Here is a 24,362-nt window from a genome sequence, read left to right on the forward strand (position 1 = left end):
TCCCTCGACTCTACGTAGTCCCTGGTGTTCCCTGACCGGGCGCCTGACGGCATCTCCGGTTGGTCTCTTACGACTTAGATCACGGCGTGAGTTAACTGGCGTCCCGGGAGGCCGTCAAGACTTCACGTCAGAACCGGTACACGTGCAATGTGCGGCCGGATCAGGGCAGTTGTTCTTTCACGCTCTGAACGCGAGACCCCTTGACGTGGACCCGAAGCCGTCATTTACTCACGGCTCGCACGCCCCCTCCCCCACACCCCAGAAGGGCGACGCGTCATGAGGAGATCCACTCGGGCGGTCCGGCTTCTTCTCGCCGGACTGCTCACCACCGCCGGGCTGACCGCCGTCACGGCGGCGCCCGCGCACGCCGCGGGCGAACCCGTCACGGCCTGGCTGACCACGACGGACGACGACGGCGGACGCCATGTCGTCCGCGGGCTGCAGGCCCAGACGCCGTTCGCCTTCCAGGCCGGTACCGGTGGCAGCGGCGAGAACATCACCGTCGACGAGAACACCCGCTACCAGACCTTCACGGGCGGCGGCGCGTCCTTCACCGACACCGCGGCCTGGCTGATGAACAGCAGCGGAGCGCTGTCGGGAGCCACCCGGGACGCGACGATGCGGAAGCTGTTCTCGCCGACGGAGGGCATCGGGCTCTCGTTCCTGCGCAATCCGATGGGCGCGTCCGATCTCGCCCGGTACGGGTACACGTACGACGACGTGCCGGCCGGGCAGAGCGACCCGTCCCTCTCGTCGTTCTCGATCGCGCACGATCTGGCCGACGTGGTGCCGCTGACCAAGCAGGCGCTCCAGCTGAACCCCTCGCTCACCGTGATGGCCTCGCCGTGGACGGCGCCCGCCTGGATGAAGGACAGCGGGCAGCTCAACGGGGGCTGGCTGAAGGCGGAGGACTACGGGGCGTACGCCTCGTACTTCGTGAAGTACCTCCAGGCGTACCGGGACCAGGGGGTGCCGGTCTCCTACGTCACCGCGCAGAACGAGCCGACGTGCTGCTCGGGGTACCCGTCGATGAGCTGGAACGCTTCGGGGCTCGCGTACTTCACGAAGAGTGAGCTGCTGCCGAAGCTGCAGGCCGCGGGGCTGTCCACGAAGGTGCTGGCGCACGACTGGAACTGGGACGTGTACGACTCGTACGCCGCCCAGACCGTCGACGACGCGGCCGTGCGCGCGCATCCGAACTTCGGGGGGATCGCCTGGCACGGGTACGGCGGGGACGTGGGCAAGCAGACGAGCGTGCACAACCAGTACCCGGGGGTGGACGCCTTCGGGACCGAGCACTCCGGTGGCACCTGGATCGCCAACCAGCAGCGCGAGGACATGCTCAACATCGTCGACTACACGCGGAACTGGGCGAAGTCGGTGACGAAGTGGTCGCTGGCCGTCGATCAGAACCGGGGGCCGCACAACGGGGGGTGCGGGACGTGCTCCGGGCTGATCACCGTCCACAACGGCGACGGGGCGAGTGGGCAGGTCGACTACACGATCGAGTACTACACGATGGGGCAGTTGACGAAGTTCGTGCGGCCAGGGGCGCAGCGGGTGGCCTCTACGGCGAGTACGTCCGTGCCGAACGTGGCGTGGCGGAATCCTGACGGTTCCAAGGCGCTGATCGCCTACAACGACTCCTCGTCCGCGAAGACCGTGACCATCAACTGGGGCTCGCAGCACGCGACGTACTCGCTGCCGGGGAAGACGTCCGCGACGTTCACCTGGGCTGGGCAGCAGGTCGGTGGGGGTGGACAGACCGGGGCGTTCGTGGGGCTCGCGGGCAAGTGTCTTGATGTGGCCGGGGGGTCGTCGGCGAACGGTACGGCGGTTCAGCTGTACGACTGCAATGGCTCGGACGCCCAGCGGTGGACGGTGGCGGGGGACGGGTCGGTCCAGGCGCTGGGCAAGTGCCTCGACGTCACGTCGGCGTCCACGGCTGATGGGGCGAAGGTTCAGCTCTACGACTGCAATGGGAGCGGGGCGCAGCGGTGGTCGTACAACGGGTCGACGGGTGACGTGGTCAATTCGGCGGCGGGCAAGTGTCTGGATGTGACGGGCAACTCGGCGGTGAACGGGGCTCGGGCGCAGATCTGGTCCTGCACGGGGGCGGCCAATCAGAAGTGGGCGCTGCGCTGACAGGGCTCGCCGTCTTTCCTCGCCCCCGCCGCCCCTACCCGTCCCATCCCCCAGGGGCTCCGCCCCCTCACCCCCGACAGGGGCGCTGCGCCCCCTGGCCCCCCGCATCGGCCTGAACGGCCTCGTCCTCAAACGCCGGACGGGCTGAGTGATACGGGCCGGGGTGGGTGGGTTGACGAGGGTGGGTGGGGTATCGGTCTCCCGCCTCGTCCTCAACGCCGGACGGGCTGAAGATGCGCGCAGCGCCCCGTCAGGGGCGCGGGGAACTGCGCGACCAGCCCCCGCCGGCCGATGGCCGAACCAATCCGGGCGGGCGGGGGACGCGGGGCGAAGCCCCGCGCCCCAGGGGCGCGGGGAACTGCGCGCCAAGCCCCCACCGGCCGGCGGCCGAACGAATCCGGGCGGGCGGGGGACGCGGGGCGAAGCCCCGCGCCCCAGGGGCGCGGGGAACTGCGCGACCAGCCCCCACCGGCCGGCGGCCGAACCAATCCGGGCGGGCGGGGGACGCGGGGCGAAGCTCCGCCCCAGGGGCGCGGGGAACTGCGCGACCAGCCCCCGCCCACCCGCAGACAGACGAATCGGGTGGGCGGGGAGCTGAGCAGGCGCGGTCGGCTACTCCGCCGGCTCTACGCCCGCGCGCAGCAAGCCGTACGTGTACGCGTCCTCCAGCGCCTGCCAGGACGCCGCGATCACGTTCTCCGCGACACCCACCGTGGACCACTCCCCCGCTCCGTCGGAGGTGGAGATCAGGACGCGGGTGGTGGACTGGGTGCCGTGCTTGCCTTCCAGGATGCGGACCTTGTAGTCCACGAGCTCCAGCTTGGCGAGCTGGGGGTAGATCTTTTCGAGGGCGACCCGCAGGGCGCGGTCGAGCGCGTTCACCGGACCGTTGCCCTCCGCCGTGGCGACGATGCGCTCGCCCTTGGCGAAGAGTTTGACGGTGGCTTCGTTGGCATGGGTGCCGTCGGGGCGGTCCTCGACGATCGCGCGCCAGGACTCGACCTGGAAGTACGTGCGGGCCCGCCCCTCCGCCTCCTCGCGGAGCAGGAGTTCGAAGGACGCGTCCGCCGCCTCGTACGTGTAGCCCTGGAGCTCGCGCTCCTTGACGCGTTCCACGACGCGGCCCACCAGCTCGCGGTCGCCGCCGAGGTCGATGCCGAGTTCCTTGCCCTTGAGCTCGATCGACGCGCGGCCCGCCATGTCGGAGACCAGCATCCGCATGGTGTTGCCGACCTGTTCGGGGTCGATGTGCTGGTAGAGGTCCGGGTCGACCTTGATCGCGGAAGCGTGCAGGCCCGCCTTGTGGGCGAAGGCCGAGACGCCGACGTACGGCTGGTGCGTGGAGGGGGTGAGGTTGACGACCTCGGCGATCGCGTGCGAGATCCGGGTCATCTCGCGCAGGGCGCCGTCCGGGAGGACCTTCTTGCCGTACTTCAGTTCCAGGGCGGCCACGACCGGGAACAGGTTCGAGTTGCCGACCCGTTCGCCGTAGCCGTTCGCGGTGCACTGGACGTGGGTCGCGCCCGCGTCGACGGCGGCCAGGGTGTTGGCGACCGCGCAGCCCGTGTCGTCCTGGGCGTGCATACCGAGCCGGGCGCCGGTGTCGGCGAGGACCGTGGCGACGACCGCCTGGACCTGGGCGGGGAGCATGCCGCCGTTGGTGTCGCAGAGGATGACGACGTCGGCGCCCGCCTCCCAGGCGGCGCGGACGACCGCCTTGGCGTACTCGGGGTTCGCTCGGTAGCCGTCGAAGAAGTGCTCGCAGTCGACGAAGACCCGGCGGCCCTGCTCGCGCAGGTACGAGACCGTGTCGCGGACCATCTCCAGGTTTTCGTCGAGGGTGGTGCGCAGTGCGAGTTCGACGTGACGGTCGTGGGACTTGGCGACCAGGGTGATCACCTGGGCACCGGCGTCGAGAAGGGCCTTGACCTGCGGGTCCTCGCTCGCCTTACCGCCCGCGCGGCGGGTGGCGCCGAACGCGACCAGCTGGGCGTGCTTGAAGTCGATCTCCCGCTGGGCGCGGGCGAAGAACTCGGTGTCGCGCGGGTTGGCACCGGGCCAGCCGCCCTCGATGAAGCCCACCCCGAAGTCGTCCAGGTGCCGTGCGATGGCCAGCTTGTCCGCCACGGTGAGGTTGATGCCCTCACGCTGCGCGCCGTCGCGCAGCGTCGTGTCGAAGACGTGGAACGAATCGTCGAGCTCGCTGGTTTCGGTCATGGTGTTCGGCTCCTGATGTCGGATCTCGGTCTGTACCGGAATGACCGGCTCCACCGTCCTCCAATGATCCCTCGCGCTCCCTTCCCGGCTTGAGGTGGGCCAGGAAAACGAAAAACCTCTCGCGGGTGCGAGAGGTCTGCGCGCGGGTCGAGGACGACGATGTCCGCCCGTACGTGGTAGTACGTGGCGGTCACTGCGGACCGGCGCGCCTGCTGCCCATAATCATGGCGAACGAGAGCACGGGGGCAGTCTGGCACATACCGCCCCCGTGCTCACCGGTTGTCTCAGGATGCGAGCCGCGCCTTGGGCTCCGAGGAGGGTTCCTGGCCGGGGCCGGCCCGGTTGAGGTCCAGGTCGCGGGTCTCCCGCATGGTGACGTAGACCACCAGCGACACCGCCGCACAGCCCGCCACGTACCAGGAGAAGCCGGACTCGATGCCCGCGTCCTTGAACCACAGGGCGACATATTCGGCCGTACCGCCGAAGAGGGCGTTGGCGATGGCGTAAGGGAGGGCGACGCCCAGGGCGCGGACGCCGGTCGGGAACAGCTCCGCCTTCACACAGGCGTTGATGGAGGTGTAGCCGGTGACCACCACCAGGGCCAGCAGAGCCAGGCCGAGGGCGGGCCAGAAGCTGCCCGCGTGCCGCAGCATCGTCATGATCGGGACCGTCAGGAACGTCGAGCCCACCGCGAAGGTGATGAGCAGCGGGCGGCGGCCGACACGGTCGGAGAGGCGGCCCGCGAGCGGCTGGAGACAGGCGAAGACGATCAGCGCGGTGAAGGAGACGAGGGTCGCGGTCTCCTTGGGCAGGCCCGCCGAGTTGGAGAGGTACTTCGTCAGGTAGGTGGTGTACGTGTAGTAGGCGACCGTGCCGCCCATCGTGAGCGCGATGACCAGGAAGGCCTCCCTCCGGTGCTGCCACAGCGCGCGCATCGTGCCGCGCTCCTCGCCGGACGCGGCCTCCTCGTACACCTCGGTCTCCAGCATCGTGCGCCGCAGATAGAAGACGACGGCCGCGCCCAGCGCGCCCACGATGAAGGGAATGCGCCAGCCCCAGCTGTGCAGCGCGTCGTCGGACAGGGTGCGCTGGAGGATGATCTGCAGGCCGAGGCCGAGGATCTGGCCCGCGGTCATCGACACGTACTGGAAGCTGGAGGCGAAGCCGCGCCGCTCGGGGGCGGAGGCCTCGGTGAGGTAGGTGGCGCTGGCCGCGTACTCGCCGCCCACCGAGAGTCCTTGCAGCAGGCGGGCGACCAGCAGGACGACCGCACCGCCGTAGCCCGCCACCGCGTAGGTCGGTGCGAAGGCGATGAGGAGCGCCGACAGCGACATCAGGGTGACGGTCAGCGTCAGGGCGGTCTTGCGGCCTCTGCGGTCGGCGATCCGGCCGAGCAGCCAGCCGCCGACCGGGCGCATGAAGAAGCCGACCGCGAAGATGCCCGCGGTGTTCATGAGCTGGGCGGTGGGGTTGTCGTCGGGGAAGAAGGCTCCGGCGAAGTAGGTGGCGAAGCTCGCGTACACGAACCAGTCGAACCACTCCACCATGTTGCCCGCCGAGCCGACCCAGATCTTCTTCCAGTGCTCTCGTCCCGTGGGTGCCATGAGCCGTAACGTGCCCGCTGATCACGGCCGCGACAAGGGCGCCTCGCGTTTTGTTCATTGCGTTCATCACGTTCGGCCGAGTGACCGTCAGCTCAGGGATTCGTCCAGAAACTCCCTTACGTGGAGCAGGATCCGCTCTCTGTCCGTGCCGCGCAGTCCGATCGCCACATGGATGGAGAAGCCGTCGAGGAGGGCCCGCAGCCGGGCGGCGCAGCGGTCCGGGTCGACCGGCCGGAACTCGCCGCGCGAGACACCCTCGGCGAGCAGCGCGACCAGGTCGCGGTGCCAGGCGCCCTCGATGGCGACCTGCCGCTCGCGGGCCTCGTCGTCGGCGTTCTGCGAGCGGTTCCAGACCTCCAGCCAGAGCGTCCAGTGCGGGTCGCGGTGGCCGTCGGGGACGTACAGGTCCACGTACGCGTCGAGCCGCTCCCGGGCGGTGCCCCGCGCGGCGAGCAACCGGCCGCGCTCGGCGCCGAGCCGCCCCTCGCTCCACTCCAGGGTCTGCAGCAGCAGTTCGTCCTTGGAGTGGAAGTAGTAGAGGAGATGACCGCTGCTCATGCCGACCTCGCGGCCGAGCGCCGCCATGGTGAGCTTTTCCAGACCACGCTCGGCGATCATGTCCATGGCGGCGGCCAGCACGTCCTCGCGCGGAGGCGCGTTCTTCCTCCGCGGCGCGCTGTCCCCTGCCACGTGCGACTCCTGGTTCAGATCCTCGGCTGCTGCTGGGTGATGCAGTGGATGCCACCGCCTCCGGCAAAGATCGTACGTGCGTCCACCAGTGTCACCGTCCGCTCGGGGAAGAGCCGTCGGAAGATGCCGGCCGCGAGCTCGTCGCGCGGGTCGTCGAAGCCGCACAGGACCACGCCGCCGTTGCAGAGGTAGTGGTTGATGTAGGAGTAGTCGGCCCAGTGGCCGTCGGCCTCCAGGATCGTCGGGGCCTGGACCTCGACGACCTCCAGGCGGCGCCCGCGCGCGTCGGTCGCGGCCTTGAGCAGGCCGATGACCTCCTTGGTCACCTCGTGGTCGGGGTGCGCCGGGTCGGGCTGGGAGTGCGCGACCACGACTCCGGGGCGGGCGAAGGCGGCCACGATGTCGACATGGCCGAGCGTGCCGAAGCCGTACGGGGGGTAGTCGCCGGTCAGCCCGCGCGGCAGCCAGATCGCCTTGCGGGTGCCGAGGTGGGCGTGGATCTCCGCCTCCACCTGCTCGCGCGTCCAGTCGGGGTTGCGCTCGGGGCCGAGCTGCACGGTCTCGGTCAGGAGCACGGTGCCCTCGCCGTCGACGTGGATCGCACCGCCCTCGTTGACCAGCTTCGAGGCGTACGTCTTCGCCCCCGAGAGGTCCGAGACATACGCGCCGATCTTGGCGTCGTGCTCCCAGCGGGCCCAGTCCTGGGCGCCCCAGCCGTTGAACGTCCAGTCCACCGCGGCCAGTTCGCCCTTCCCGTTGGTGAGGAAGGTGGGGCCGATGTCACGCATCCAGGCGTCGTCGAGTTCGCGTTCGACGGTGTCGACGTCCGGGCCGAGCAGTGCCCGGGCGGCCTGCGACTGGCCCGGCCCGCACACGACCGTCACCGGTTCGAACCGGCGGATCGCGCGCGCCACCGCCGCCCAGGCCGCGCGCGCCTCGGCGAGGTCGTCGGGGTTGTCGAAGGTGGGGTTGGGGCCCGGCCACGCCATCCAGGTGCGCTCGTGCTCGGTCCACTCGGCGGGCATCCGGAAGCCGTCGGCGGCAGGGGTCATGACGTGCACCTTCATCAGAGGAAGTAGAGGCGGTTGAGGGAGACCGAGTCGGCGGGCTCGGAGCGCAGCGGGTCACCGTCGAGGGTGACCAGGCCGGTGCGCTGGTCGACGTCGACGGATCCCGTACGGGAGTTGAGGCGCAGGTCGGCGGGGCCGATCCCGCGGGTGCCGCGCACGGCGACCCGGCGCCGGCGTGTCGGCATGAGGTCGTTGCCCTGGTCGAGCGCGGCCTGGGCGACGAAGGCGACCGAGATCTCGGCGGGCGTCGCGCCGTGCGCCCCGAACTGGGGCCCCAGGACGAGAGGTTCGCAGGTGTCGGTGGCGGCGTTCGGGTCGCCGACGACGCCGTACGCCGGGAAGCCGGACTTGAGGACGAGCTGCGGCTTGGCGCCGAAGAACTCCGGGCGCCACAGGACGATGTCGGCGAGCTTGCCGACCTCGATCGAGCCGACCTCATGGGCGAGTCCGTGCGCGATGGCGGGGTTGATGGTGAGCTTGGCCATGTAGCGCAGGACGCGCTCGTTGTCGTGGTCCACGTCCGCCGGGGCGCCGCGCTCGGCCTTCATCTTTCCGGCCATCGCGAAGGTGCGGCGTACGGTCTCGCCCGCGCGTCCCATGCCCTGCGCGTCCGAGGAGGTGATCCCGATCGCGCCCAGGTCGTGCAGCACGTCCTCGGCGCCCATGGTCCCGGCGCGGATCCGGTCGCGGGCCATGGCCGCGTCGCCGGGCAGGTCGGTCTTCAGGTCGTGGACGGAGACGATCATGCCGTAGTGCTCGGCGACCGCGTCCCGGCCGAAGGGCAGGGTGGGGTTGGTGGAGGAGCCGATGACGTTCGGGACTCCCGCCATCTTCAGGACGTTCGGTACGTGACCGCCGCCGCAACCCTCGATGTGGAAGGCGTGGATGGTCCGGCCTTCGAGGACGCGCAGGGTGTCCTCGACCGACAGGCATTCGTTCAGCCCGTCGCTGTGCAGGGCGACCTGGACGTCGTGCTCCTCGGCGACGCGCAGCGCGGTGTCGAGGGCGCGGGTGTGGGCGCCCATGTCCTCGTGGACCTTGAAGCCGCTCGCGCCGCCCTCGGCCAGGGCCTCGACGAGGGGGGCGGCGTCGGAGGACGAACCCCGGCCCAGGAAGCCGATGTTGACCGGCCAGGCGTCGAAGGCGCTGAAGGCGTGGCGCAGCGCCCAGGGCGAGTTGACGCCGACGCCCCACACCGGCCCGAACTCCTGGCCGATGATCGTGGTGACGCCGGAGGCGAGCGAGGCCTCCATGATGCGCGGCGACAGCAGGTGCACATGGGTGTCGACGGCTCCGGCGGTGGCGATCAGTCCCTCGCCCGAGACGATCGACGTCCCCGTACCGACCACCACGTCGACCCCGTCGAGGGTGTCGGGGTTCCCGGCCCGCCCGATCGAGCAGATCCGCCCCTCGCGGATGCCGATGGAGACCTTGCGGATCCCCTGGGCCGCGTCGATCACCACCACGTTGCTGATGACGACGTCGCAGGTCTCGCGGACGGCGGCGGCCTTGAGGTGCAGTCCGTCGCGGGCGGTCTTGCCGAAGCCGGCGAGGAACTCGTCGCCGTAGCGCTGGGCGTCGGACTCGACGCGGATGGTCAGCCCGGAGTCACCGAGGCGGACGCGGTCGCCGGCGCGGGGGCCGTGGGTGGCTGCGTACTCGTAAGGATTCATCGCCGCTCAGCTCCCTCGTTCTCCCCGACGCTTCCGGCATCTCCGTTGTCCCCGGTGTCCCCGGTGTCCCCGGTGTCCCCGGCGTCTCCGGCGTCTCCGGCGTCTCCGGCGTCTCCGGCCCCGAGGTACCCGCAGGCGGCGGCCCTGCGCAGGGCCTCCTCCCTGGCTCCGGGCGCGTCCAGCGGCCCGTCGACCAGCCCCGCGAAACCGATGGCGATCCGTTCACCGCCGATGGGCAGCAGCCCGACCTCGGCGCTCTCCCCCGGCCCGAAGCGCACGGAGGACCCGGCGGGGACCGCGAGCCGCATCCCGTAGGCCGCCGCCCGCGGGAAGTCGAGCCGCGGATTGGTCTCGAAGAAGTGGAAGTGCGAGGTGACGGAGACGGGCACGGTCGCGGTGTTGGTGACGGTCAGCCGGACGACGGCGGCGGGCTCGGCGTGCTCCGGCCCCGGCAGCAGCGCGCCGGGTGCCCGCTCCCCCAGCCCGCCCCCGAGGGGGTCGCTGACGATCGCGAGCCGGGACCCGTCGTCGAAGACGGCCTCGACATGCACCTCGGTGACGACGTCGGCGACGCCCGGCAGGACGTCGTCCGGGCCGAGCACCGCCCGGGCCGCCGCGATCGCCTCGGCGAGCCGACGCCCGTCCCGGGCCGCCTCGCACACGGTGTCCGCGATGAGGGCGGTCGCTTCGGGGACGTTCAGCCTGAGGCCCCGGGCCCGGCGGGCACGTGCCAGCTCCGCGGCCCCGAAGAGCAGCAGCCGGTCACGTTCCGTGGGGGTCAGTCTCATGTCCGGGCACCTCCTTGCCTTCCTCGATTTAGAGCACCACTCTAAACGTGAGATCCATGGAACGGAAAGATTGACATCCAGAATCTGGTCACAGACATTGAACGTCGCTCTAACTCTCGGGCGGCCGTCGAAGGAGACCAGCCATGCCGATCGAACAGCGCGGAGTCGACACCATCCCCGACGAGGAACGGACCAGCGGGCCGGGGGACCTCGTCTCGATCCTGCTGGGATCGAACCTCTGTCTGGGCGTGATCATCTTCGGCTGGCTGCCACCCTCCTTCGGGCTCGACTGGTGGTCGTCGGTGAGCGCGATCGTGGCGGGCACGGTGATCGGCACCGCGCTCACCGCGCCGCTCGCGCTGGTGTCCCTGCGCACGGCGACGAACCTCTCCACCTCCTCCGGCGCCCAGTTCGGCGTGCGCGGACGGCTGGTCGGCTCGGTCGTCGGGCTGCTGCTCGCCCTCGGCTACACCGCGCTGACCGTCTGGATCGGCGGCGATGTGATGGTGAGCGTGCTCGGCCGCCTGTTCGGGCTGCCGGCGAACGGGCTGTCGTACGCCGTCGTGTACGCCGTCCTCGCCGCCGCCACCGTCGCGGGCGCGGTGTACGGCTACCGCGTGCTGCTCGCGATGTCCCGGGTCCTCGCGGTCGGCATGACCGCGCTCCTCGCGCTCGGGGTGCTCGCCTACGCGCCGCACTTCACCACCGCCGCGCTCCCGGAGACCGGCGGCTATCTGCTGGGTTCGTTCTGGCCGACCTGGCTGCTGGCGGCGGTCGCGGCGGGCCTGTCCGGACCGATCGCGTTCATCACCCTGCTCGGCGACTACACGCGCTACATCTCCCCGTCCCGGCACTCCTCCCGTACGGTCCTGCACGCCACCTGGCTGGGCCTGATCGCCGGGCTGCTGGTCCCGCAGCTCTTCGGCACCTTCACGGCGTACGCGGCCCGCGCGGCCCTCGACTACGCGGGGCCGCTGGTCTCCGCCTCCCCCACCTGGTACCTGGTCCCGCTGCTGCTCGCCGCCTCCGCCGGGTCGGTCGGCAACGCGGGCCTGATGCTGTACTCCATGGGCCTGGACCTGGACGCGATCCTGCCGAAGGCCTCGCGCGCCCGGGCCACGCTCACGGTCGCCGTCGTCGCCACCGTCTGTGTCTTCGTCGGCCTCCCCCAAGCTCTCGGCTTCGCTCGAGCAGGGAGGTACCCCCATCGCCTGGAACGCGCAGTCCGCGATGACGTCCTTCGTCCTTCTCCTGACCGCCATCGGCACCCCGTGGGCGGTCATCACCCTCATCGGCTTCGCCCGCTGCCGCGGAATCTACGACCCGGACGCCCTCCAGGTCTTCAACCGCCGCTCCCGCGGCGGGATCTACTGGTACCGCGCCGGCTGGAACGTCCAGGCGACGGTCTCCTGGGCACTGGGCGCGTTCGCCGGCCTCCTCGCCGTCTCCCTCCCCTCGTACCAGGGACCGCTGCTGCCCCTCACCGGTGGAGTGGACTGCAGCTTCGTCCTGTCAGGGCTGGTCGGCGGCCTCGTCCACCTGGCCCTCTCGCCGAAGCGGGCGTCACACCGGGTCGAGGCCGGGCAGGAACCGGCGCGCGCCGAAAGCGGGCTTTAGGTCGCTGAACCAGGTGGCGTTCTCGTCGTACGCGGCGAAGAACGGGCGGCCCACCAGCTCCGGGTCGCGGGCCTGGATGAGATGGAGCACGAAGACCTTCTCGCCGGCCACCTCCGTGATCCCGTCCACGCACACCTTGCCCGGCATCGCCGACATGACCGGGCCGCGCACGGTCCGCGCTAGGCCGGACACCTGGGCGTAGGCGTCGCGGAAGATCTGGTGACCGCGGGCGAGCGGCACCCCGAAGTAGCCCTGCGGGCCGGTGTCCCGCTCCACGAACTGGTAGTACGGCACCCCCAGCGCGGTTCCACAGCCCGGCCCACGCCTCGGCACTGTCGTTGATACCCCTGACCAGCGGCCCCTGTCAGCGGATCACGGCACCCGTGTCACGCACCCGGCGCATCGCCTCGCGCACCACCGGGGGCCGCAGCTCCTGGGGGTGGGTGAAGTGGGCCATCAGCGCGAGGTGGCGGCCGCTGGCGACGACCTTCTCGAACAGGCGCAGCACGTCATCGGCGTCGCGGTCGGTGAGGAAACGGTACGGCCAGAAGGCGAGCGACTTGGTGCCGATACGGATCGACTGGATCGACTCGATCTCCAGGAGCGGTTCGACGTGGCGGCGCAGCACCTCGGTGCTCATCACCATCGGGTCGCCACCCGTGATGAGCGCGCTGGTGACCTCCGGGTGGGCGCGCAGATAGGCGGATGTGGTGGCGATGTGGTCGGTGGCCCCGCCGAGGCGGGGCCACCTAGTGGGGATCGGGCTGGTACTCGGACAGAACCCCTATCTAATCTCCAGGTTCGGTGACGTTCTGGCCGTTGGTTGAGGTCTCCTTGAAGTACTCGATCACGACGGCGGGTTCGGCGGACCGGAGGGCCCGTCGTTCGTAGACTCCTCGCAGTAGCGTGTTCCACGCATCGGCGAGCTGCTGCGCGTTGCCGATCAGCGTGACGCCCACGCTGACGCCGACAATGCTCGGCCACGGCGCATGGGCTAGTGCTGTGATCACCGCCGCGACACCACCTGCCGTAGCGCCGGAGGGGTTCATGGGGCGCTCCGATCAGGGGAATCGATGCGGTCGGTGGGCGGCAGGGACACGCGCTGGAACAGGCCGTCCAGGTCACGGGGCGTGAAGGCGCGAAAGCGGGGGCTCGGGTGCGCGGAGCCGGGTCTCGTGGGCTGAGCGGGGTGGAGCGCTGAACTCATGTGTGCCGGGGCCTCTATTCCCCGACCAGGACCAACGGCCGCAACTCGACGAAGGCGCCCGCCGACGCATCGTACTTCTCCGCGAAGTGCTGCATGAGCAGCCGGTGAAGCTCACTTTCGTCGTCGCCGACGATCAGTTCGTGCGCGCCCTGCACGCCCAAGGCCTCGCTGTACGCGGAGAGTTGATCGAGGCGGTGGCGGGCCATCTACGACACGAGGTCGTGTCCGGCGACGTAGAGGCAGTCGTCCACGTAGACGAAGCGACAGCTGAACGCCCGGCGGCCGTCGGTCGCGTCGACCAGGGTCACCCGCAGATGGGTGAACCGCTCCATCCACTTGCTCTGCTGCCACAGTTCGTCGAAGCGCTGTTCGACGAAGGTGCCGAGCGGGGAGCGGACGGCGACTTCGAGCTGGACGCCTTCGCCGGAGAAGCGCCCGACGGTGAGGAAGGAGACCAGGGAGCGCTCGTCCCAGCGGTAGAGGGTCACGCCGGGGGACGTGGAGCAGAGGCGTACTTCGAGGAGCTGGCGGGAGTTCTCGTCGAGCCGGAGCGCGAACCGGTCCAGCGTGCGCAGGTTGCGCATGATGTCGCGGCGGATGTCGGCACTCCGCTCGCCCAGCTCACGGACCTTCACGTTCGAGGTCGAGCCGTAGACCTGGGCGCTGAACCACTCGTAGTCCAGCCAGGTGTGTTCGCGGACCCGGCCCTCCTGGGCGCGGCTGATCAGCGGGCCGATCACGAAGACGGTGACGACGACGCCGACGATGTCGGTGCCGAGGTTGAGGGTGAGGTTCTCCTCCGTGGCCGTGCGGGCACGCGGGAGGGCGGCACGCTCCCCCCCGTGGAATCTGTGGATACCCGTGTCACGGAGCCGCTACGCGTCGAACGAACCGCCGGTCCCCGCACTCCTGTTGGGGAGAGGAGGACCGGCGGGAGGCGTGGGGTGCCGGGACCGACGGGCGCGAGGGTCGCGACAGGCGCGAAGGCCGCGAGGGTCGCGACAGGCGCGAGGAGCGTCCTAGCCCAGCGGGTGCATCCAGCCGTGCTTGTCCACGCTGATGCCGCGCTGGATGTCGAGAAGCGCCTCGCGCAGCTTCAGGGTGACCTCGCCGGGCTCGCCGCCGGACTGCTGCCACTCGGTGCCGGTGCGCTTGACCGTGCCGACGGGGGTGATGACCGCGGCCGTGCCGCAGGCGAAGACCTCCGTCAGGGTGCCGTTCTCCGCGTCGCGCTGCCACTGGTCGATGGAGACGCGGCCCTCCTCGGAGGTGTAGCCAAGGTCGCGGGCGACGGTGAGGAGGGAGTCGCGGGTGACGCCCTCCAGGATGGAGCCGGTGAGGGAGGGGGTGATGATCTTGTCCCCGTACACGAAGTACAGGTTCATGCCGCCGAGCTCCTCGATCCACTTGTGCTCGACCGCGTCGAGGTAGCAGACCTGGTCGCAGCCCTTCGCCGCGGCCTCGGCCTGGGCGAGGAGGGAGGCCGCGTAGTTGCCGCCGGTCTTGGCGTCGCCCATGCCGCCGGGGACGGCGCGCACATGGTCCTCGGAGAGCCAGATCGACACCGGCTTCACGCCGCCCGCGAAGTACGCGCCCGCGGGGGACGCGATGACGAGGAAGAGGTACTCGTTGGCGGGCTTCACACCCAGGCCGACCTCGGTCGCGATCATGAACGGACGCAGGTAGAGGGACTCCTCGCCGCCGTGGGCGGGGACCCAGGCGCGGTCCTGCTGGACCAGCAGGTCACAGGCCTCGATGAACGTCTCCACGGGCAGCTCCGGCATGCCGAGCCGGCGGGCGGAGGACTGGAAGCGCCGGGCGTTCTTGTCCGGGCGGAAGGTGGCGACGGAGCCGTCGGGCTGGCGGTAGGCCTTGAGGCCCTCGAAGATCTCCTGCGCGTAGTGCAGGGTCATGTTCGCGGGGTCGAGGGAGAGCGGGCCGTACGGAACGAGCTGGCCGTCGTGCCAGCCGCGGCCCTCGGTCCACTTGATCGTCACCATGTGGTCGGTGAAGTGGCGGCCGAACCCGGGGTTGGCGAGGATCGCCTCGCGCTCCGCCGCGGAGCGGGGCTGCGAAGAGGGCTTGAGCTCGATCGTGGGCGTCGTCATGTGGTTGTCCTTCACCGGTTGTGTGTGACGGGCCGCGCTCACGCCCGTACTGCCAGTGGCCAGTACTAGGACGTCCGAGCATTCCCTCATTCCCGCGGCTCCGCGTTCGATTATCGCGCGCGCGCAGCCGTGGACGAAACGGGGTGAAGACGGCCCAGGGGTTACCCAGGGGTTGTTGATGGTGGCACCCGGCGAGGGCATAGGAAAAGCCGCCGGGTGCGGATGCGACCCGGCGGCTCCTACGGGAGGTACGTGGAGCGGCGGGTCAGCCGGCTACTCGTACGGCGAGCGCGTCGCCGATTTCCTCGGTGCTGCGGGCGGGCTTGCCCACGCGCTCGGCGAGGTCGGCCGAGACGGCGTCCTCGATGCGGGCGGCCTCGGTCTCGTAGCCGAGGTGGCGCAGCAGGAGGGCGACGGACAGGACGGTGGCGCTGGGGTCGGCCTTGCCCTGGCCCGCGATGTCGGGCGCCGAGCCGTGCACGGGTTCGAACATCGAGGGGAACTCGCCGGAGGGGTTGATGTTCCCGCTCGCGGCGACGCCGATGCCGCCGGAGACGGCCGCGGCGAGGTCGGTGATGATGTCGCCGAAGAGGTTGTCGGTGACGATCACGTCGAAGCGCGCGGGGTCCGTGACGAGGTAGATCGTCGCGGCGTCCACGTGGATGTAGTCCGTGGTGACCTCGGGGAACTCCTCGGCCACCTTGTTGAAGACGTTCGTCCAGAGGTGACCGGCGAAGGTCAGCACGTTGTTCTTGTGGACCAGCGTCAGCTTCTTGCGCGGGCGGGCCTGCGCGCGGGCGAAGGCGTCACGGACGACACGCTCGACACCGAAGGCCGTGTTGACGGAGACCTCGGTGGCGACCTCGTGCTCGGTGCCCTTGCGGATCGTGCCGCCGTTGCCCGTGTACGGGCCCTCGGTGCCCTCGCGGACCACGACGAAGTCGATCTCCGGCTGGCCGGCCAGCGGGGTGGCGACACCCGGAAGGAGCTTCGACGGACGCAGGTTGACGTGGTGGTCGAAGGCGAAGCGGAGCTTGAGCAGGAAGCCGCGCTCCAGGACGCCGGACGGGACCGAGGGGTCGCCGATCGCGCCGAGCAGGATGGCGTCGTGCTGCTTGAGGGCGTCGAGGTCGGCCTCGGTGAGGGTCTCACCGGTGGCGTGGTAGCGCTTGGCCCCGAAGTCGAACTCCTTGGTCTCCAGCTTCACATCCTGCGGAAGGACGGCGGAGAGCACCTTCAGCCCCTGGGCCACGACCTCCTGGCCGATGCCGTCACCGGGGATCACTGCGAGATTGATGCTGCGAGACATGAAGGCACCGTACTCCGTGTCCCATGGAATGACACGGCGCGTCCGCCATCCGGACATGGTCGGGGTGTCGCGGATCGTTTCGTCGACGTGCGTTCACCCGTACGTATGGCGGGCGTTGGGACTTGCTGGGAAGTTCACCGACATGGACCTTCCCGACTTCGGCATTCCGCAGCAGCTCGCGAGCCGGATGAGCATGGCGGAGCAGTACGAGTACCTGCGTACGAAGCTCACGAGGCGTCGCGCCCTGGTGTCGGCGGGTGCGTTCGCGGGCGGTGGGCTGCTGGCCGGCTGCTCGTCCCCGTCGGGGACGGTGACGCGCGGCTCCGCCCCGGGCACGAGCGTCACCGGGCAGGTGCACGGTTCCGTCGTCACCCCCTTCGGCCGCCATCTCGCCTTCGGCGCCGACCCGAAGAGCCAGATGCGGGTCTCCTGGCAGGTGCCGCTCGCGGTCCGGAGGCCGTATCTGCGGGTGGGCACGCATCCCGGACAGCTGAGCCGGAAGGTCGAGGCCGAGGTCCGCGCCCTGCACACGCCGGGGGTCACGGGCGTACGGCTGGCACTGGACCAGTACTACGTGCACGCGGCCCTGGACGGTCTGAAGCCCGGCACGACGTACTACTACGGCGTCGGCCACGACGGCTTCGACCCGGCCTCACCGGCGCACAGGCCGACCGTCGGCTCCTTCCGCACGGCGCCCGCGAACCCGGAGAAGTTCGTGTTCACCGCCTTCGGCGACCAGGGCGTCAGCTCGGCCGCGCTCGCCAACGACAAGGTGCTGCTGCGCCAGAAGCCCGCCTTCCACCTCCACGCGGGTGACATCTGCTACGCGGACGGGACAGGGCGCGGCAAGAAGTCGGACGGGTTCGACCCCGGATACTGGGACCTGTTCCTCAAGCAGACCGAGCCGGTGGCGAAGTCGGTGCCGTGGATGGTGACGACCGGCAACCACGACATGGAGGCCTGGTACTCGCCGGACGGCTACGGCGGCCAGGCGGCCCGTTTCTCCCTCCCGGACAGCGGCTTCGACCCCCGGACGGCACCGGGCGTCTACTCCTTCACGTATGGCAACGTCGGCATCGTGGCACTGGACGCGAACGACGTGTCGTACGAGATTCCCGCCAACCAGGGCTACACGGGCGGGAAGCAGACGAAGTGGCTGGACAGGAAGCTGGGCGAGCTGCGCTCCTCGGCGGCGGTGGACTTCATCGTGGTCTTCTTCCACCACTGCGCCTATTCGACGTCCGCGCACGCCTCCGACGGCGGGGTGCGCGCGGCGTGGCTGCCGCTGTTCAGCAAGCATCAGGTGGACCTGGTGATCAACGGGCACAACCATGTGTACGAGCGGACGGACGCCGTCAAGAACGGCGCGGTGGGCCGTTCGGTGCCGGTGGGCGGCTCGACGGATCCGACGCGGGACGGGATCGTCTACGTCACCGCGGGCGGCGGCGGCAAGGATCTGTACGGCTTTCCGTCGGGCGTGAAGGACAGCTACGAGGGGCACGTCGGCCGCCACGAGTCCGTGAGCAGCTTCCACTGGACCAAGTCGCAGGACCAGCAGCGGGAGACGGTGGAGTGGTCCCGGGTGCGGTACGCCGGCTTCTCCTTCCTCTCGGTGGAGGCGGAGGCGGGCACGACGCCCCGGCTCAAGGTGTCGGCGCTCGCGGAGAGCGGCAGGCGCATCGACCACTTCGAGGTGCGGCGCGGTGGCTGAGCGCACGGCAGCGCCTCGGCACTGCGAGGTGCGGCGCGGGGCGTGAACCCCGCGCCGCACCCCGTGCGGGTGCGGCTCCCGGTATGAGGGGGGTGCGGGCGGGTCAGTGACCCGTCTCGCCGCCGTTGTCCCTGCGGTCGAGGGCGCGCTGGAGGGCGGCGGCCGCGTTCTTGCGGTCGGACTCGCTCGTGCGGGACACGTGGCGGACTCGGCGGACGGTCGTCTCGGCCATGATGAATCGACTCCTTGCTTCCGGAAGCGGCCCCAAACGGACCACCGGAAGTGCGATGAGGGAGGGATACGAGACGCCGGGGGCGGGGAGCGGTGCCGCAGGGGTTGCCTGCCAGGGGCTCCGGCTCACGACCGCCATTCGCTTGGTCTAGCGAGACGTTCGGCTCCTACAAAACTAAGCGAGGAAGGAGCATCTGTCTCCACAGTTAGTCGGACTTCCTACTATCTGAGACGGTGGATTGGGTCACACGGCTCTGAGCTGGGACAACAGTTCGCGCGGCATCGCCCGCCGCCGGGTGCAGCCGCAGGGCGCCCGCCGTCGGAACGAGACACAGCACGCCGAGCACCACGAACGCGACGGCGTACGCCGAGCGCGTCCCGTCCGTCAGCGCCGCGCCCCCGCGCAGCGCGACGGCGGTGACGGCCACGCCCAGCCCGGCGGCCAGTTGATGGGAGGTCGCGAAGAGGGCGTTGGCGTCGCGCAGCCGCTCCGGCGGGGTCTCGCTGAAGGCGATGGTCGCGTAGCCGCTGAGGCCGACCGAACGGGCGACACCGGAGAGCACCGAGACGACCGCGATCACCGCGACCGGCGTCTCCCGCGTGAACAGCGCGCAGGCCGTGGTGGTGACCGCGAGCCCGAGCGTGGAGACGATCAGCAGCGGACGGAAGCCGAAGCGGTTGATCAGATACGTCGTCGCGGGCTTGACCCCGATGTTCCCGACGAAGACGAACAGCACCACCGCGCCCGACTTCACCGCGCTCCAGCCGAACACCTCCTGGAAGAGCAGCGGGAGAAGGAAGGGGAGGGCGGCGACGACCGCCATGTAGAGCGAGCCGTCGAGCGCCGACGCGCGGAAGGACTGGACGTCCAGGGTGCGCAGGTTGACCAGCGGGTGCGGGGTGCGCAGCAGATGCCGTACGGCCGCGGTGAGCGCCACGGCGGCGATCGCGCCGACCGCCACCGTCTGCGCGGCGGATCCTTGGGCCTGGTCGGAGAGCAGGTGCGCGGTCCAGGTCAGGGCGGCGAGACCGGTGCAGGTGAGCAGGGTGCCGACGAGGTCCAGCGGGGGTGTCTCGTCCGGCGGGGCCGGCGCGATGAGGCGGTGCGCGACGAGCAGGGCGACCACGCCGAGGGGCACGTTCAGCAGGAAGATCCAGTGCCAGGAGGCGTACGTGGTGATCAGGCCCCCGAGCAGGGGCGCGAGCACCGGGGCGACGAGGCCGGGCCACACGATGTACGCGACCATGCGCGGCAGTTCGCGCTTGGCGGTGCCGGTCAGGACGACCAGCCGGCCGACCGGCACCATCATGGCGCCGCCGACGCCCTGCAGCACACGGGTGCCGACGAGCACGCCGAGGTTCGGGGCGAGCGCGCAGGCCAGGGAGGCGAGGGTGAAGACCGTGATCGCGGCGAGGAAGACCCGGCGTGGGCCGAAGCGGGCGGTGAGCCAGCCGGAGAGGGGGATGAGGACGGCGAGGGTGACGAGGTAGGCGGTGATGACCAGGCCCACGGAAGTGGGGGCGGTGTGCAGGTCCCGGGCTATCTGCGGGGCCGCGGTCGACACGATGGTGCCGTCCAGCATCTCCATGAAGAAGCAGCCCGCGACGAGGAGCGCGGTCGCGGTGCCGCGCCGGTGAGAATCCGTCATGGGTCCAGGTTCGGGGCGTCGATTGCTGCACACAAGGTCCGATTGCTTCACATAGCCTTGCGTCTCATGCAGCATTCAGCGCATGCGTCGTCCGGCTCCGGGCTGACCGCTCCTCTCCCCGACATGAACCTCCTGCCCGCCCTCGACGCCCTGCTGCGGGCGGGCAGCGTGGCGGGCGCGGCGGCCGAACTGAACGTCTCCCCCTCGGCGATGAGCCGCACCCTGGGCCGGCTGCGCCGGGTGGTCGGCGACCCGCTCCTCGTCCCGTCGGGGCGGGGTCTGACCCTGACGCCCCGCGCGCGGGAGATGCAGCCTCGGGTGCAGACGGCGCTGGCGGGCGCGGTGGCGGCGCTGCGACCGCCGACCGACGTCGAACTCTCCTCTCTTCGACGGGAGTTCAGAATCCGCACCAACGACGGGGTCGTCCTGTCCCTCGGCGCCCCGTTGCTGGAACTGGCAGCCCGGGAGGCACCCGGCGTACGGCTGCGACTGTTGCCCGAGGGCGAGGAGGACCCGGCGGATCTGCGCACCCATGTCGACCTGGACGTGGGCGAGTTGCCGGACCCGCTGCCGCACGACGTGCGCGCCTCGACGTTGCACGAACACCGGATGGTGGCGGTGGCGCGGGCCGGCGCGGAGTTCGCGCGCGAGCCGCTGACGCCCGAGCGGTTCGCCGCGCTGCCGCACATCACGGTGACACGGCGCGGCCGGGCGCACAGCGTGGTGGACGAACGCCTCGCCGGACTCGGCCTGCACCGCGACGTCCTGGCCACCGCCCCCACCTTCGGCGCGGCCTGCTTCTTCGTCCTGCGCTCCGACGCCCTGGCGCTCGTCCCGGCGGAGGTCGCGAGGGAGGCGGAGCACTGGATGCCGCTGACGGTGCTGGAGATCCCGCTGGACCTGCCGAGGTTCTCGACGGGCCAGGCATGGCACGTACGGCTGGACACGGATCCGGCGCACCGGTGGTTGCGGGGGGCGCTGGCGCGGGTGGCGGAGGAGGTGAGGTGCGCCGACGAAAATTGATCCTATCTCTGATGCGGTCGGACGCCTTGACAGGCCCATCACGCACCTTCACTCTCACAATCATCGGATGACTACAGGTGATGACTGCGAGAAGGAGGGTTCCTGATGTCGGTCCAGTTACGGGCCCGCACCATCGTGTTGACGCTCTGTTCCGCCCTGCTCGCCACGGCCGTGGCGGCGCTCCCCGCCCGCGCCGAGGGGACGGCGCGGGCCGCCTGGGAGGTGAAGGGGCCGCACGGCTCCCCGACGGCGGTCGTCGCGCTCGACCGGACCGACGGACATCCCACGCTCGCCGTGAGACGCGAGGGCAGAACGGTCCTGGAGCCCTCCCCCCTCGGCCTGGTCACCGAACAGACCGACTTCTCCCGGGGGTTGACCCTCACCGGACGCTCCGAGCGCACGATCACCGAGCACTACACGAGCCCGACCGGCAAGTCCCGCGACCGCGTCGCCCGCATGACCGAGGCCCGCTTCCGCTTCCGCACCGCCGACGGCGCCCGGCTCGACCTGGTGACGCGGGTCGCCCGCGACGGCGTCGCCTACCGCTACGTCCTGCCGCAGAACCACGGCAACGTACTGCGCGAGGCCTCCGCCTTCACCCTCCCCACCGGCGCGAACGCCCTCCTCGGCGGCTACCGCGCCGACAACGAGCTCCGCTTCACCCGCTACGACTCCGCGGCGGCGGCGCCGGCGGGCGCGTACATGATGCAGGGCCTGTTCAGGACGGACGGGGGCAACGGCGCCGCCGCTGACGGCGACTACGCCCTGATCGCCGAGTCGGACGTCAACGGCACCTACGCGGGAGCCCACCTGACGCACACCGCGGACTCGTCGACGTACGGGCTGAGCCTCTGGAACGACGAGCCGATCCTGACGACCGGCCCGCTCACCACCCCCTGGCGCGCGATCGTCACCGGTGACCTCGCGACCGTCACCGAGTCGACCTTCGTCGACGACCTCGCCCCGGCGTCCCGGGTCCGCGACACCTCGTGGATCACGCCGGGCCCGGCGCTGTGGACCTGGCTGGCGGGCGGCAAGGAGGCCGGGCAGAGCCTGGCCGCGCAGGAGAAGTACGTGGACTACGCGGCCGAGCGCGGCTGGCCGTACGAAGTGGTGGACGCGGGCTGGTACTACAAGACCGGCGACTGGGAGGTGATCGATCCCCAGTGGCAGACGGACAGCTGGATGCCGGAGCTGGTGCGCTACGCGGCGGCCAAGGGCGTGGGCATCCATGTCTGGCTGCACTACAGCCTGCTGACCGATCCCGTCGAGCGCGAGAAGTGGCTTTCCACGCTGGCGCGGTGGGGCGTCAAGGGCGTGAAGATCGACTTCATGGACTCGGAGTCCCAGGAGCGGATGCGCTGGTACGACGACGTGCTGGAGTCCACGGCCCGCCACCACCTCATGGTGAACTTCCACGGCTCGACGATCCCCAAGGGCATCCAGCGCACCTGGCCGCAGGTCATGACGATGGAGGGGGTCGGCGGCGAGGAGAAGCGCAACAACACGGCGGAGCAGCTGGCCTCGCTCCCCTTCACCCGCAATGCCATCGGCTCCATGGACTTCACCCCGGGCGCCTTCCACCGCCCGTACCGCCCGAACGTCGCCTCGGACGCGGGTGAGCTGGGCCTGAGCGTCCTGTACGAGTCCGGGATCCAGAACCTCTCCGGCACCCCGGAGTCGTACGACGCGCGGCCCGAGGCCCGCCGCTATCTGGAGCAGCTGCCCGCCCGCTGGGAGGAGACCCGGCTGCTGACCGGCGATCCGGGCCGCTCGGCGGTCCTGGCCAGGCGTGCCGCCGACGGCCGGTGGTTCATCGGCGGCACGTTCACGGGCGCGGCCCGCACGGTCGACGTACCGATGCGGCTGGGCGCGGGCCGCTGGCTGGTGGAGACCCTGACGGACGGACCGTCGGGGCTGGTGCGCGAGACGCACGTCGTCCGGGGCGGCGGCACGCTGGCCGTACCGGTCGTGGCGGACGGCGGCTTCGCGGCGCTCGCCTGCCGCGCGCGCGAAGGCCGTACGACCTGCGAGAACTGACCCACCGAAGCGACACCCCCCTCCCCTGACCCCGAGCGGGGTCAGGGAGCCGCTCACGCACGACGACCGCCGACGGCTCAGCAGCGGATCGCCCACACGACTGATCCTCCGCGCCGCATGCGACATCGGACTCCGGCAGGGGGAACGGTGACGTCATGAGCGACACGACCAAAGCACTGCTCGAGGGCGGCCCGGACGATCTGCCCGAGCGGATCGTCCCGGTCCCGCCCCCTGGAACGGACGTGAAGATCGAGTTGCGCGGTGGATACGAACACTTCAGAGCGACCCCACGGCAGGCGGACACGCCGGAGGGCAGGCTGCCCGTGTACGAGTGGTGGGAGCGGACGGAGTTCGCCGGGTGACGCCATGTCCGCCGCGGCGAGGGACGGCGGATCACCGCAACGCCGCCGTCACCGCCTCCCGGAATCCCCTCGGGTCCTCGACCCACGGCAGGTGCCCGGCCTCCGGCAGGATCACCCGGCGTACCCGGGGCAGCGCCCTCTCCAGTGAGTCGACCGCCGAGCGCGGCCGGATGTCGAGCGCCCCGTCGACGACGACCACGGGCAGGTCGAGCTTCTCGCAGGCGGCGTACAGCTCCGGGGTGCCCCAGGTCCTTCTCCGCTCGGCGTTGAAGGCCTTGTTGCACTCGGTGCTGATGTCGAACCAGGGCTCGGTCATCCGCCGGGCATGCTCCAGGTCCCGCTCGCGGTCCACGAACTCGGCGGACCACTGCAGCACCGCACACTCCCGTTCCCGCGCCGCGGAGCGAACCGGACGGTCCGTCAACTCCCGCCAGCGGGCCAGGCGTTCGGGGCGCTCGCCCAGCCGGGCGAGGAGGTTCGCCTTGAAGCCGTCGAACCAGTCGGAGTCGGGTCCGATCCCCGTACCGCTCACATAGACCAGCGCGTTCACCCGCTCGGGATGGGCCAGCGCATAGCTCAGCACCAGCTGCGCGCCCCACGAGTGGCCGAGCAGCGCCATCCGCTCCAGCCCGAAGTGCCGCCGTACGGCGTCCAGGTCGGCGACGAACCGCCCGGTCGTCCAGGGCCCGGCGCTCCGCTCCGAGCGCCCGCAGCCTCGCTGGTCCCAGCGGACGACCGGGGTCACGTCGGCCAGTAGTTCCGTCACGTCGGTGAACATGTCCCACAGGCCGGGTCCGCCGTGGCACAGCACGAGCGGGGGGCCTTCGCCCGACCGCTCCGCCCACAGTCGTACTCCGTCGTCGGTCTCGACCGTCTCGCTTCGCGTCCGGGCCATGGGGAGATTCTGCCCAAAGACGT

The 24,362-nt window shown here is 70.6% G+C and carries 21 protein-coding genes and 1 pseudogene; 6 read left to right on the forward strand and 16 right to left on the reverse strand.

Annotation, left to right across the window (positions count from 1 at the left end):
- Positions 1 to 276 precede the first annotated feature (276 nt).
- The gene (locus ACFZDJ_RS30870) at positions 277 to 2,145 is read left to right on the forward strand and encodes a lectin (protein ID WP_384911789.1); all 1,869 of its coding nucleotides are present in this window, start codon (positions 277 to 279) and stop codon (positions 2,143 to 2,145) included.
- Between the two features lie 612 nt (positions 2,146 to 2,757).
- Here the strand turns inward: ACFZDJ_RS30870 and cimA are convergent.
- The 6 genes from cimA to ureA all read right to left on the reverse strand — a co-directional run bounded on the left by cimA (position 2,758) and on the right by ureA (position 10,187).
- Positions 2,758 to 4,362: a citramalate synthase gene (gene cimA / locus ACFZDJ_RS30875; protein ID WP_391063693.1), complete on the reverse strand. Its 1,605-nt coding sequence runs from the start codon at positions 4,360 to 4,362 to the stop codon at positions 2,758 to 2,760.
- A 284-nt stretch (positions 4,363 to 4,646) separates the two neighbouring features.
- Positions 4,647 to 5,966: an MFS transporter gene (locus tag ACFZDJ_RS30880; RefSeq protein WP_390933641.1), complete on the reverse strand. Its 1,320-nt coding sequence runs from the start codon at positions 5,964 to 5,966 to the stop codon at positions 4,647 to 4,649.
- A gap of 87 nt (positions 5,967 to 6,053) precedes the next feature.
- Entirely contained in the window at positions 6,054 to 6,590 is a 537-nt protein-coding gene (locus tag ACFZDJ_RS30885; protein WP_390933715.1) for a TetR family transcriptional regulator C-terminal domain-containing protein, read from the reverse strand.
- Between the two features lie 80 nt (positions 6,591 to 6,670).
- Complete coding sequence (locus tag ACFZDJ_RS30890; protein ID WP_390933642.1) at positions 6,671 to 7,708, reverse strand: agmatine deiminase family protein; 1,038 nt, start codon at positions 7,706 to 7,708, stop codon at positions 6,671 to 6,673.
- 14 nt (positions 7,709 to 7,722) lie between these two features.
- A complete protein-coding gene (locus ACFZDJ_RS30895; protein ID WP_143609300.1) occupies positions 7,723 to 9,399 on the reverse strand; it encodes an urease subunit alpha in 1,677 nt (558 codons plus the stop codon).
- Positions 9,396 to 10,187 carry an urease subunit gamma gene (gene ureA, locus ACFZDJ_RS30900; RefSeq protein WP_391063696.1) on the reverse strand — a complete coding sequence of 264 codons (792 nt, stop codon included), beginning with the start codon at positions 10,185 to 10,187 and terminating at the stop codon, positions 9,396 to 9,398. The genes ACFZDJ_RS30895 and ureA overlap by 4 nt, the downstream gene beginning before the upstream one ends.
- A gap of 143 nt (positions 10,188 to 10,330) precedes the next feature.
- Here ureA and ACFZDJ_RS30905 point away from each other — a divergent pair.
- Positions 10,331 to 11,804, forward strand: a pseudogene (locus ACFZDJ_RS30905) (cytosine permease).
- Here the strand turns inward: ACFZDJ_RS30905 and ACFZDJ_RS30910 are convergent.
- From ACFZDJ_RS30910 to ACFZDJ_RS30940, 7 genes are all read right to left on the reverse strand, one after another.
- Positions 11,751 to 12,098 carry a hypothetical protein gene (locus ACFZDJ_RS30910; protein ID WP_391063699.1) on the reverse strand — a complete coding sequence of 116 codons (348 nt, stop codon included), beginning with the start codon at positions 12,096 to 12,098 and terminating at the stop codon, positions 11,751 to 11,753. The pseudogene ACFZDJ_RS30905 and the gene ACFZDJ_RS30910 sit on opposite strands and share 54 nt — an antisense overlap.
- 70 nt (positions 12,099 to 12,168) lie before the next feature.
- Entirely contained in the window at positions 12,169 to 12,450 is a 282-nt protein-coding gene (locus ACFZDJ_RS30915) for a hypothetical protein (RefSeq protein WP_391063701.1), read from the reverse strand.
- A gap of 142 nt (positions 12,451 to 12,592) precedes the next feature.
- The gene (locus ACFZDJ_RS30920) at positions 12,593 to 12,853 is read right to left on the reverse strand and encodes a hypothetical protein (protein ID WP_391063702.1); all 261 of its coding nucleotides are present in this window, start codon (positions 12,851 to 12,853) and stop codon (positions 12,593 to 12,595) included.
- A 172-nt stretch (positions 12,854 to 13,025) separates the two neighbouring features.
- Positions 13,026 to 13,217 carry a hypothetical protein gene (locus ACFZDJ_RS30925; protein ID WP_391063704.1) on the reverse strand — a complete coding sequence of 64 codons (192 nt, stop codon included), beginning with the start codon at positions 13,215 to 13,217 and terminating at the stop codon, positions 13,026 to 13,028.
- Positions 13,218 to 13,751: a hypothetical protein gene (locus ACFZDJ_RS30930; protein ID WP_391063707.1), complete on the reverse strand. Its 534-nt coding sequence runs from the start codon at positions 13,749 to 13,751 to the stop codon at positions 13,218 to 13,220.
- 279 nt (positions 13,752 to 14,030) lie between these two features.
- On the reverse strand, positions 14,031 to 15,119 hold the full coding sequence (locus tag ACFZDJ_RS30935) for a branched-chain amino acid aminotransferase (RefSeq protein ID WP_384911761.1): 1,089 nt from the start codon (positions 15,117 to 15,119) through the stop codon (positions 14,031 to 14,033).
- Between the two features lie 265 nt (positions 15,120 to 15,384).
- Positions 15,385 to 16,428 carry a 3-isopropylmalate dehydrogenase gene (locus tag ACFZDJ_RS30940; RefSeq protein ID WP_168511468.1) on the reverse strand — a complete coding sequence of 348 codons (1,044 nt, stop codon included), beginning with the start codon at positions 16,426 to 16,428 and terminating at the stop codon, positions 15,385 to 15,387.
- Positions 16,429 to 16,570: 142 nt separating this feature from the next.
- Here ACFZDJ_RS30940 and ACFZDJ_RS30945 point away from each other — a divergent pair, with 142 nt between their 5' ends.
- Positions 16,571 to 18,139 carry a fibronectin type III domain-containing protein gene (locus ACFZDJ_RS30945; protein ID WP_391063710.1) on the forward strand — a complete coding sequence of 523 codons (1,569 nt, stop codon included), beginning with the start codon at positions 16,571 to 16,573 and terminating at the stop codon, positions 18,137 to 18,139.
- Between the two features lie 103 nt (positions 18,140 to 18,242).
- Here ACFZDJ_RS30945 and ACFZDJ_RS30950 read toward each other — a convergent pair whose 3' ends face one another.
- Together ACFZDJ_RS30950 and ACFZDJ_RS30955 are read right to left on the reverse strand one after the other, a co-directional pair.
- Positions 18,243 to 18,371, reverse strand: coding sequence for a hypothetical protein (locus ACFZDJ_RS30950; RefSeq protein WP_097286358.1), 129 nt, complete (start codon positions 18,369 to 18,371; stop codon positions 18,243 to 18,245).
- A 205-nt stretch (positions 18,372 to 18,576) separates the two neighbouring features.
- A complete protein-coding gene (locus ACFZDJ_RS30955) occupies positions 18,577 to 20,019 on the reverse strand; it encodes a DHA2 family efflux MFS transporter permease subunit (protein WP_391063712.1) in 1,443 nt (480 codons plus the stop codon).
- A gap of 66 nt (positions 20,020 to 20,085) precedes the next feature.
- Between ACFZDJ_RS30955 and ACFZDJ_RS30960 the strand changes: the two genes are divergently transcribed.
- The 3 genes from ACFZDJ_RS30960 (at position 20,086) to ACFZDJ_RS30970 (ending at position 23,444) form a co-directional block, all read left to right on the forward strand.
- Positions 20,086 to 21,042, forward strand: coding sequence for a LysR substrate-binding domain-containing protein (locus tag ACFZDJ_RS30960; protein ID WP_391063715.1), 957 nt, complete (start codon positions 20,086 to 20,088; stop codon positions 21,040 to 21,042).
- Between the two features lie 105 nt (positions 21,043 to 21,147).
- Entirely contained in the window at positions 21,148 to 23,082 is a 1,935-nt protein-coding gene (locus ACFZDJ_RS30965) for a glycoside hydrolase family 97 catalytic domain-containing protein (protein ID WP_391063717.1), read from the forward strand.
- 155 nt (positions 23,083 to 23,237) lie between these two features.
- Positions 23,238 to 23,444, forward strand: a complete 207-nt coding sequence (locus ACFZDJ_RS30970) for a DUF5988 family protein (RefSeq protein ID WP_054234564.1) — start codon at positions 23,238 to 23,240, stop codon at positions 23,442 to 23,444.
- 31 nt (positions 23,445 to 23,475) lie between these two features.
- Here the strand turns inward: ACFZDJ_RS30970 and ACFZDJ_RS30975 are convergent, their stop codons facing one another.
- The gene (locus ACFZDJ_RS30975; RefSeq protein ID WP_391063720.1) at positions 23,476 to 24,339 is read right to left on the reverse strand and encodes an alpha/beta fold hydrolase; all 864 of its coding nucleotides are present in this window, start codon (positions 24,337 to 24,339) and stop codon (positions 23,476 to 23,478) included.
- Positions 24,340 to 24,362: the final 23 nt, after the last annotated feature.

It is taken from the genome of Streptomyces sp. NPDC007896 (genome assembly GCF_042959425.1).
Lineage (GTDB): Bacteria > Actinomycetota > Actinomycetes > Streptomycetales > Streptomycetaceae > Streptomyces.

Coding starts and splice junctions, on each gene's coding strand:
- ACFZDJ_RS30975 (WP_391063720.1), bottom strand. CDS start 24,339: ATGGCCCGGACGCGAAGCGAGACGGTCGAGACCGACGACGGAGTACGA.
- ACFZDJ_RS30945 (WP_391063710.1), top strand. CDS start 16,571: ATGGACCTTCCCGACTTCGGCATTCCGCAGCAGCTCGCGAGCCGGATG.
- ACFZDJ_RS30915 (WP_391063701.1), bottom strand. CDS start 12,450: ATGGTGATGAGCACCGAGGTGCTGCGCCGCCACGTCGAACCGCTCCTG.
- ACFZDJ_RS30955 (WP_391063712.1), bottom strand. CDS start 20,019: ATGACGGATTCTCACCGGCGCGGCACCGCGACCGCGCTCCTCGTCGCG.
- ACFZDJ_RS30885 (WP_390933715.1), bottom strand. CDS start 6,590: ATGGACATGATCGCCGAGCGTGGTCTGGAAAAGCTCACCATGGCGGCG.
- ACFZDJ_RS30935 (WP_384911761.1), bottom strand. CDS start 15,119: ATGACGACGCCCACGATCGAGCTCAAGCCCTCTTCGCAGCCCCGCTCC.
- ACFZDJ_RS30965 (WP_391063717.1), top strand. CDS start 21,148: ATGTCGGTCCAGTTACGGGCCCGCACCATCGTGTTGACGCTCTGTTCC.
- ACFZDJ_RS30970 (WP_054234564.1), top strand. CDS start 23,238: ATGAGCGACACGACCAAAGCACTGCTCGAGGGCGGCCCGGACGATCTG.
- ureA (WP_391063696.1), bottom strand. CDS start 10,187: ATGAGACTGACCCCCACGGAACGTGACCGGCTGCTGCTCTTCGGGGCC.
- ACFZDJ_RS30940 (WP_168511468.1), bottom strand. CDS start 16,428: ATGTCTCGCAGCATCAATCTCGCAGTGATCCCCGGTGACGGCATCGGC.
- ACFZDJ_RS30895 (WP_143609300.1), bottom strand. CDS start 9,399: ATGAATCCTTACGAGTACGCAGCCACCCACGGCCCCCGCGCCGGCGAC.
- cimA (WP_391063693.1), bottom strand. CDS start 4,362: ATGACCGAAACCAGCGAGCTCGACGATTCGTTCCACGTCTTCGACACG.
- ACFZDJ_RS30925 (WP_391063704.1), bottom strand. CDS start 13,217: ATGGCCCGCCACCGCCTCGATCAACTCTCCGCGTACAGCGAGGCCTTG.
- ACFZDJ_RS30950 (WP_097286358.1), bottom strand. CDS start 18,371: ATGGCCGAGACGACCGTCCGCCGAGTCCGCCACGTGTCCCGCACGAGC.
- ACFZDJ_RS30920 (WP_391063702.1), bottom strand. CDS start 12,853: ATGAACCCCTCCGGCGCTACGGCAGGTGGTGTCGCGGCGGTGATCACA.
- ACFZDJ_RS30870 (WP_384911789.1), top strand. CDS start 277: ATGAGGAGATCCACTCGGGCGGTCCGGCTTCTTCTCGCCGGACTGCTC.
- ACFZDJ_RS30880 (WP_390933641.1), bottom strand. CDS start 5,966: ATGGCACCCACGGGACGAGAGCACTGGAAGAAGATCTGGGTCGGCTCG.
- ACFZDJ_RS30960 (WP_391063715.1), top strand. CDS start 20,086: ATGCAGCATTCAGCGCATGCGTCGTCCGGCTCCGGGCTGACCGCTCCT.
- ACFZDJ_RS30890 (WP_390933642.1), bottom strand. CDS start 7,708: ATGACCCCTGCCGCCGACGGCTTCCGGATGCCCGCCGAGTGGACCGAG.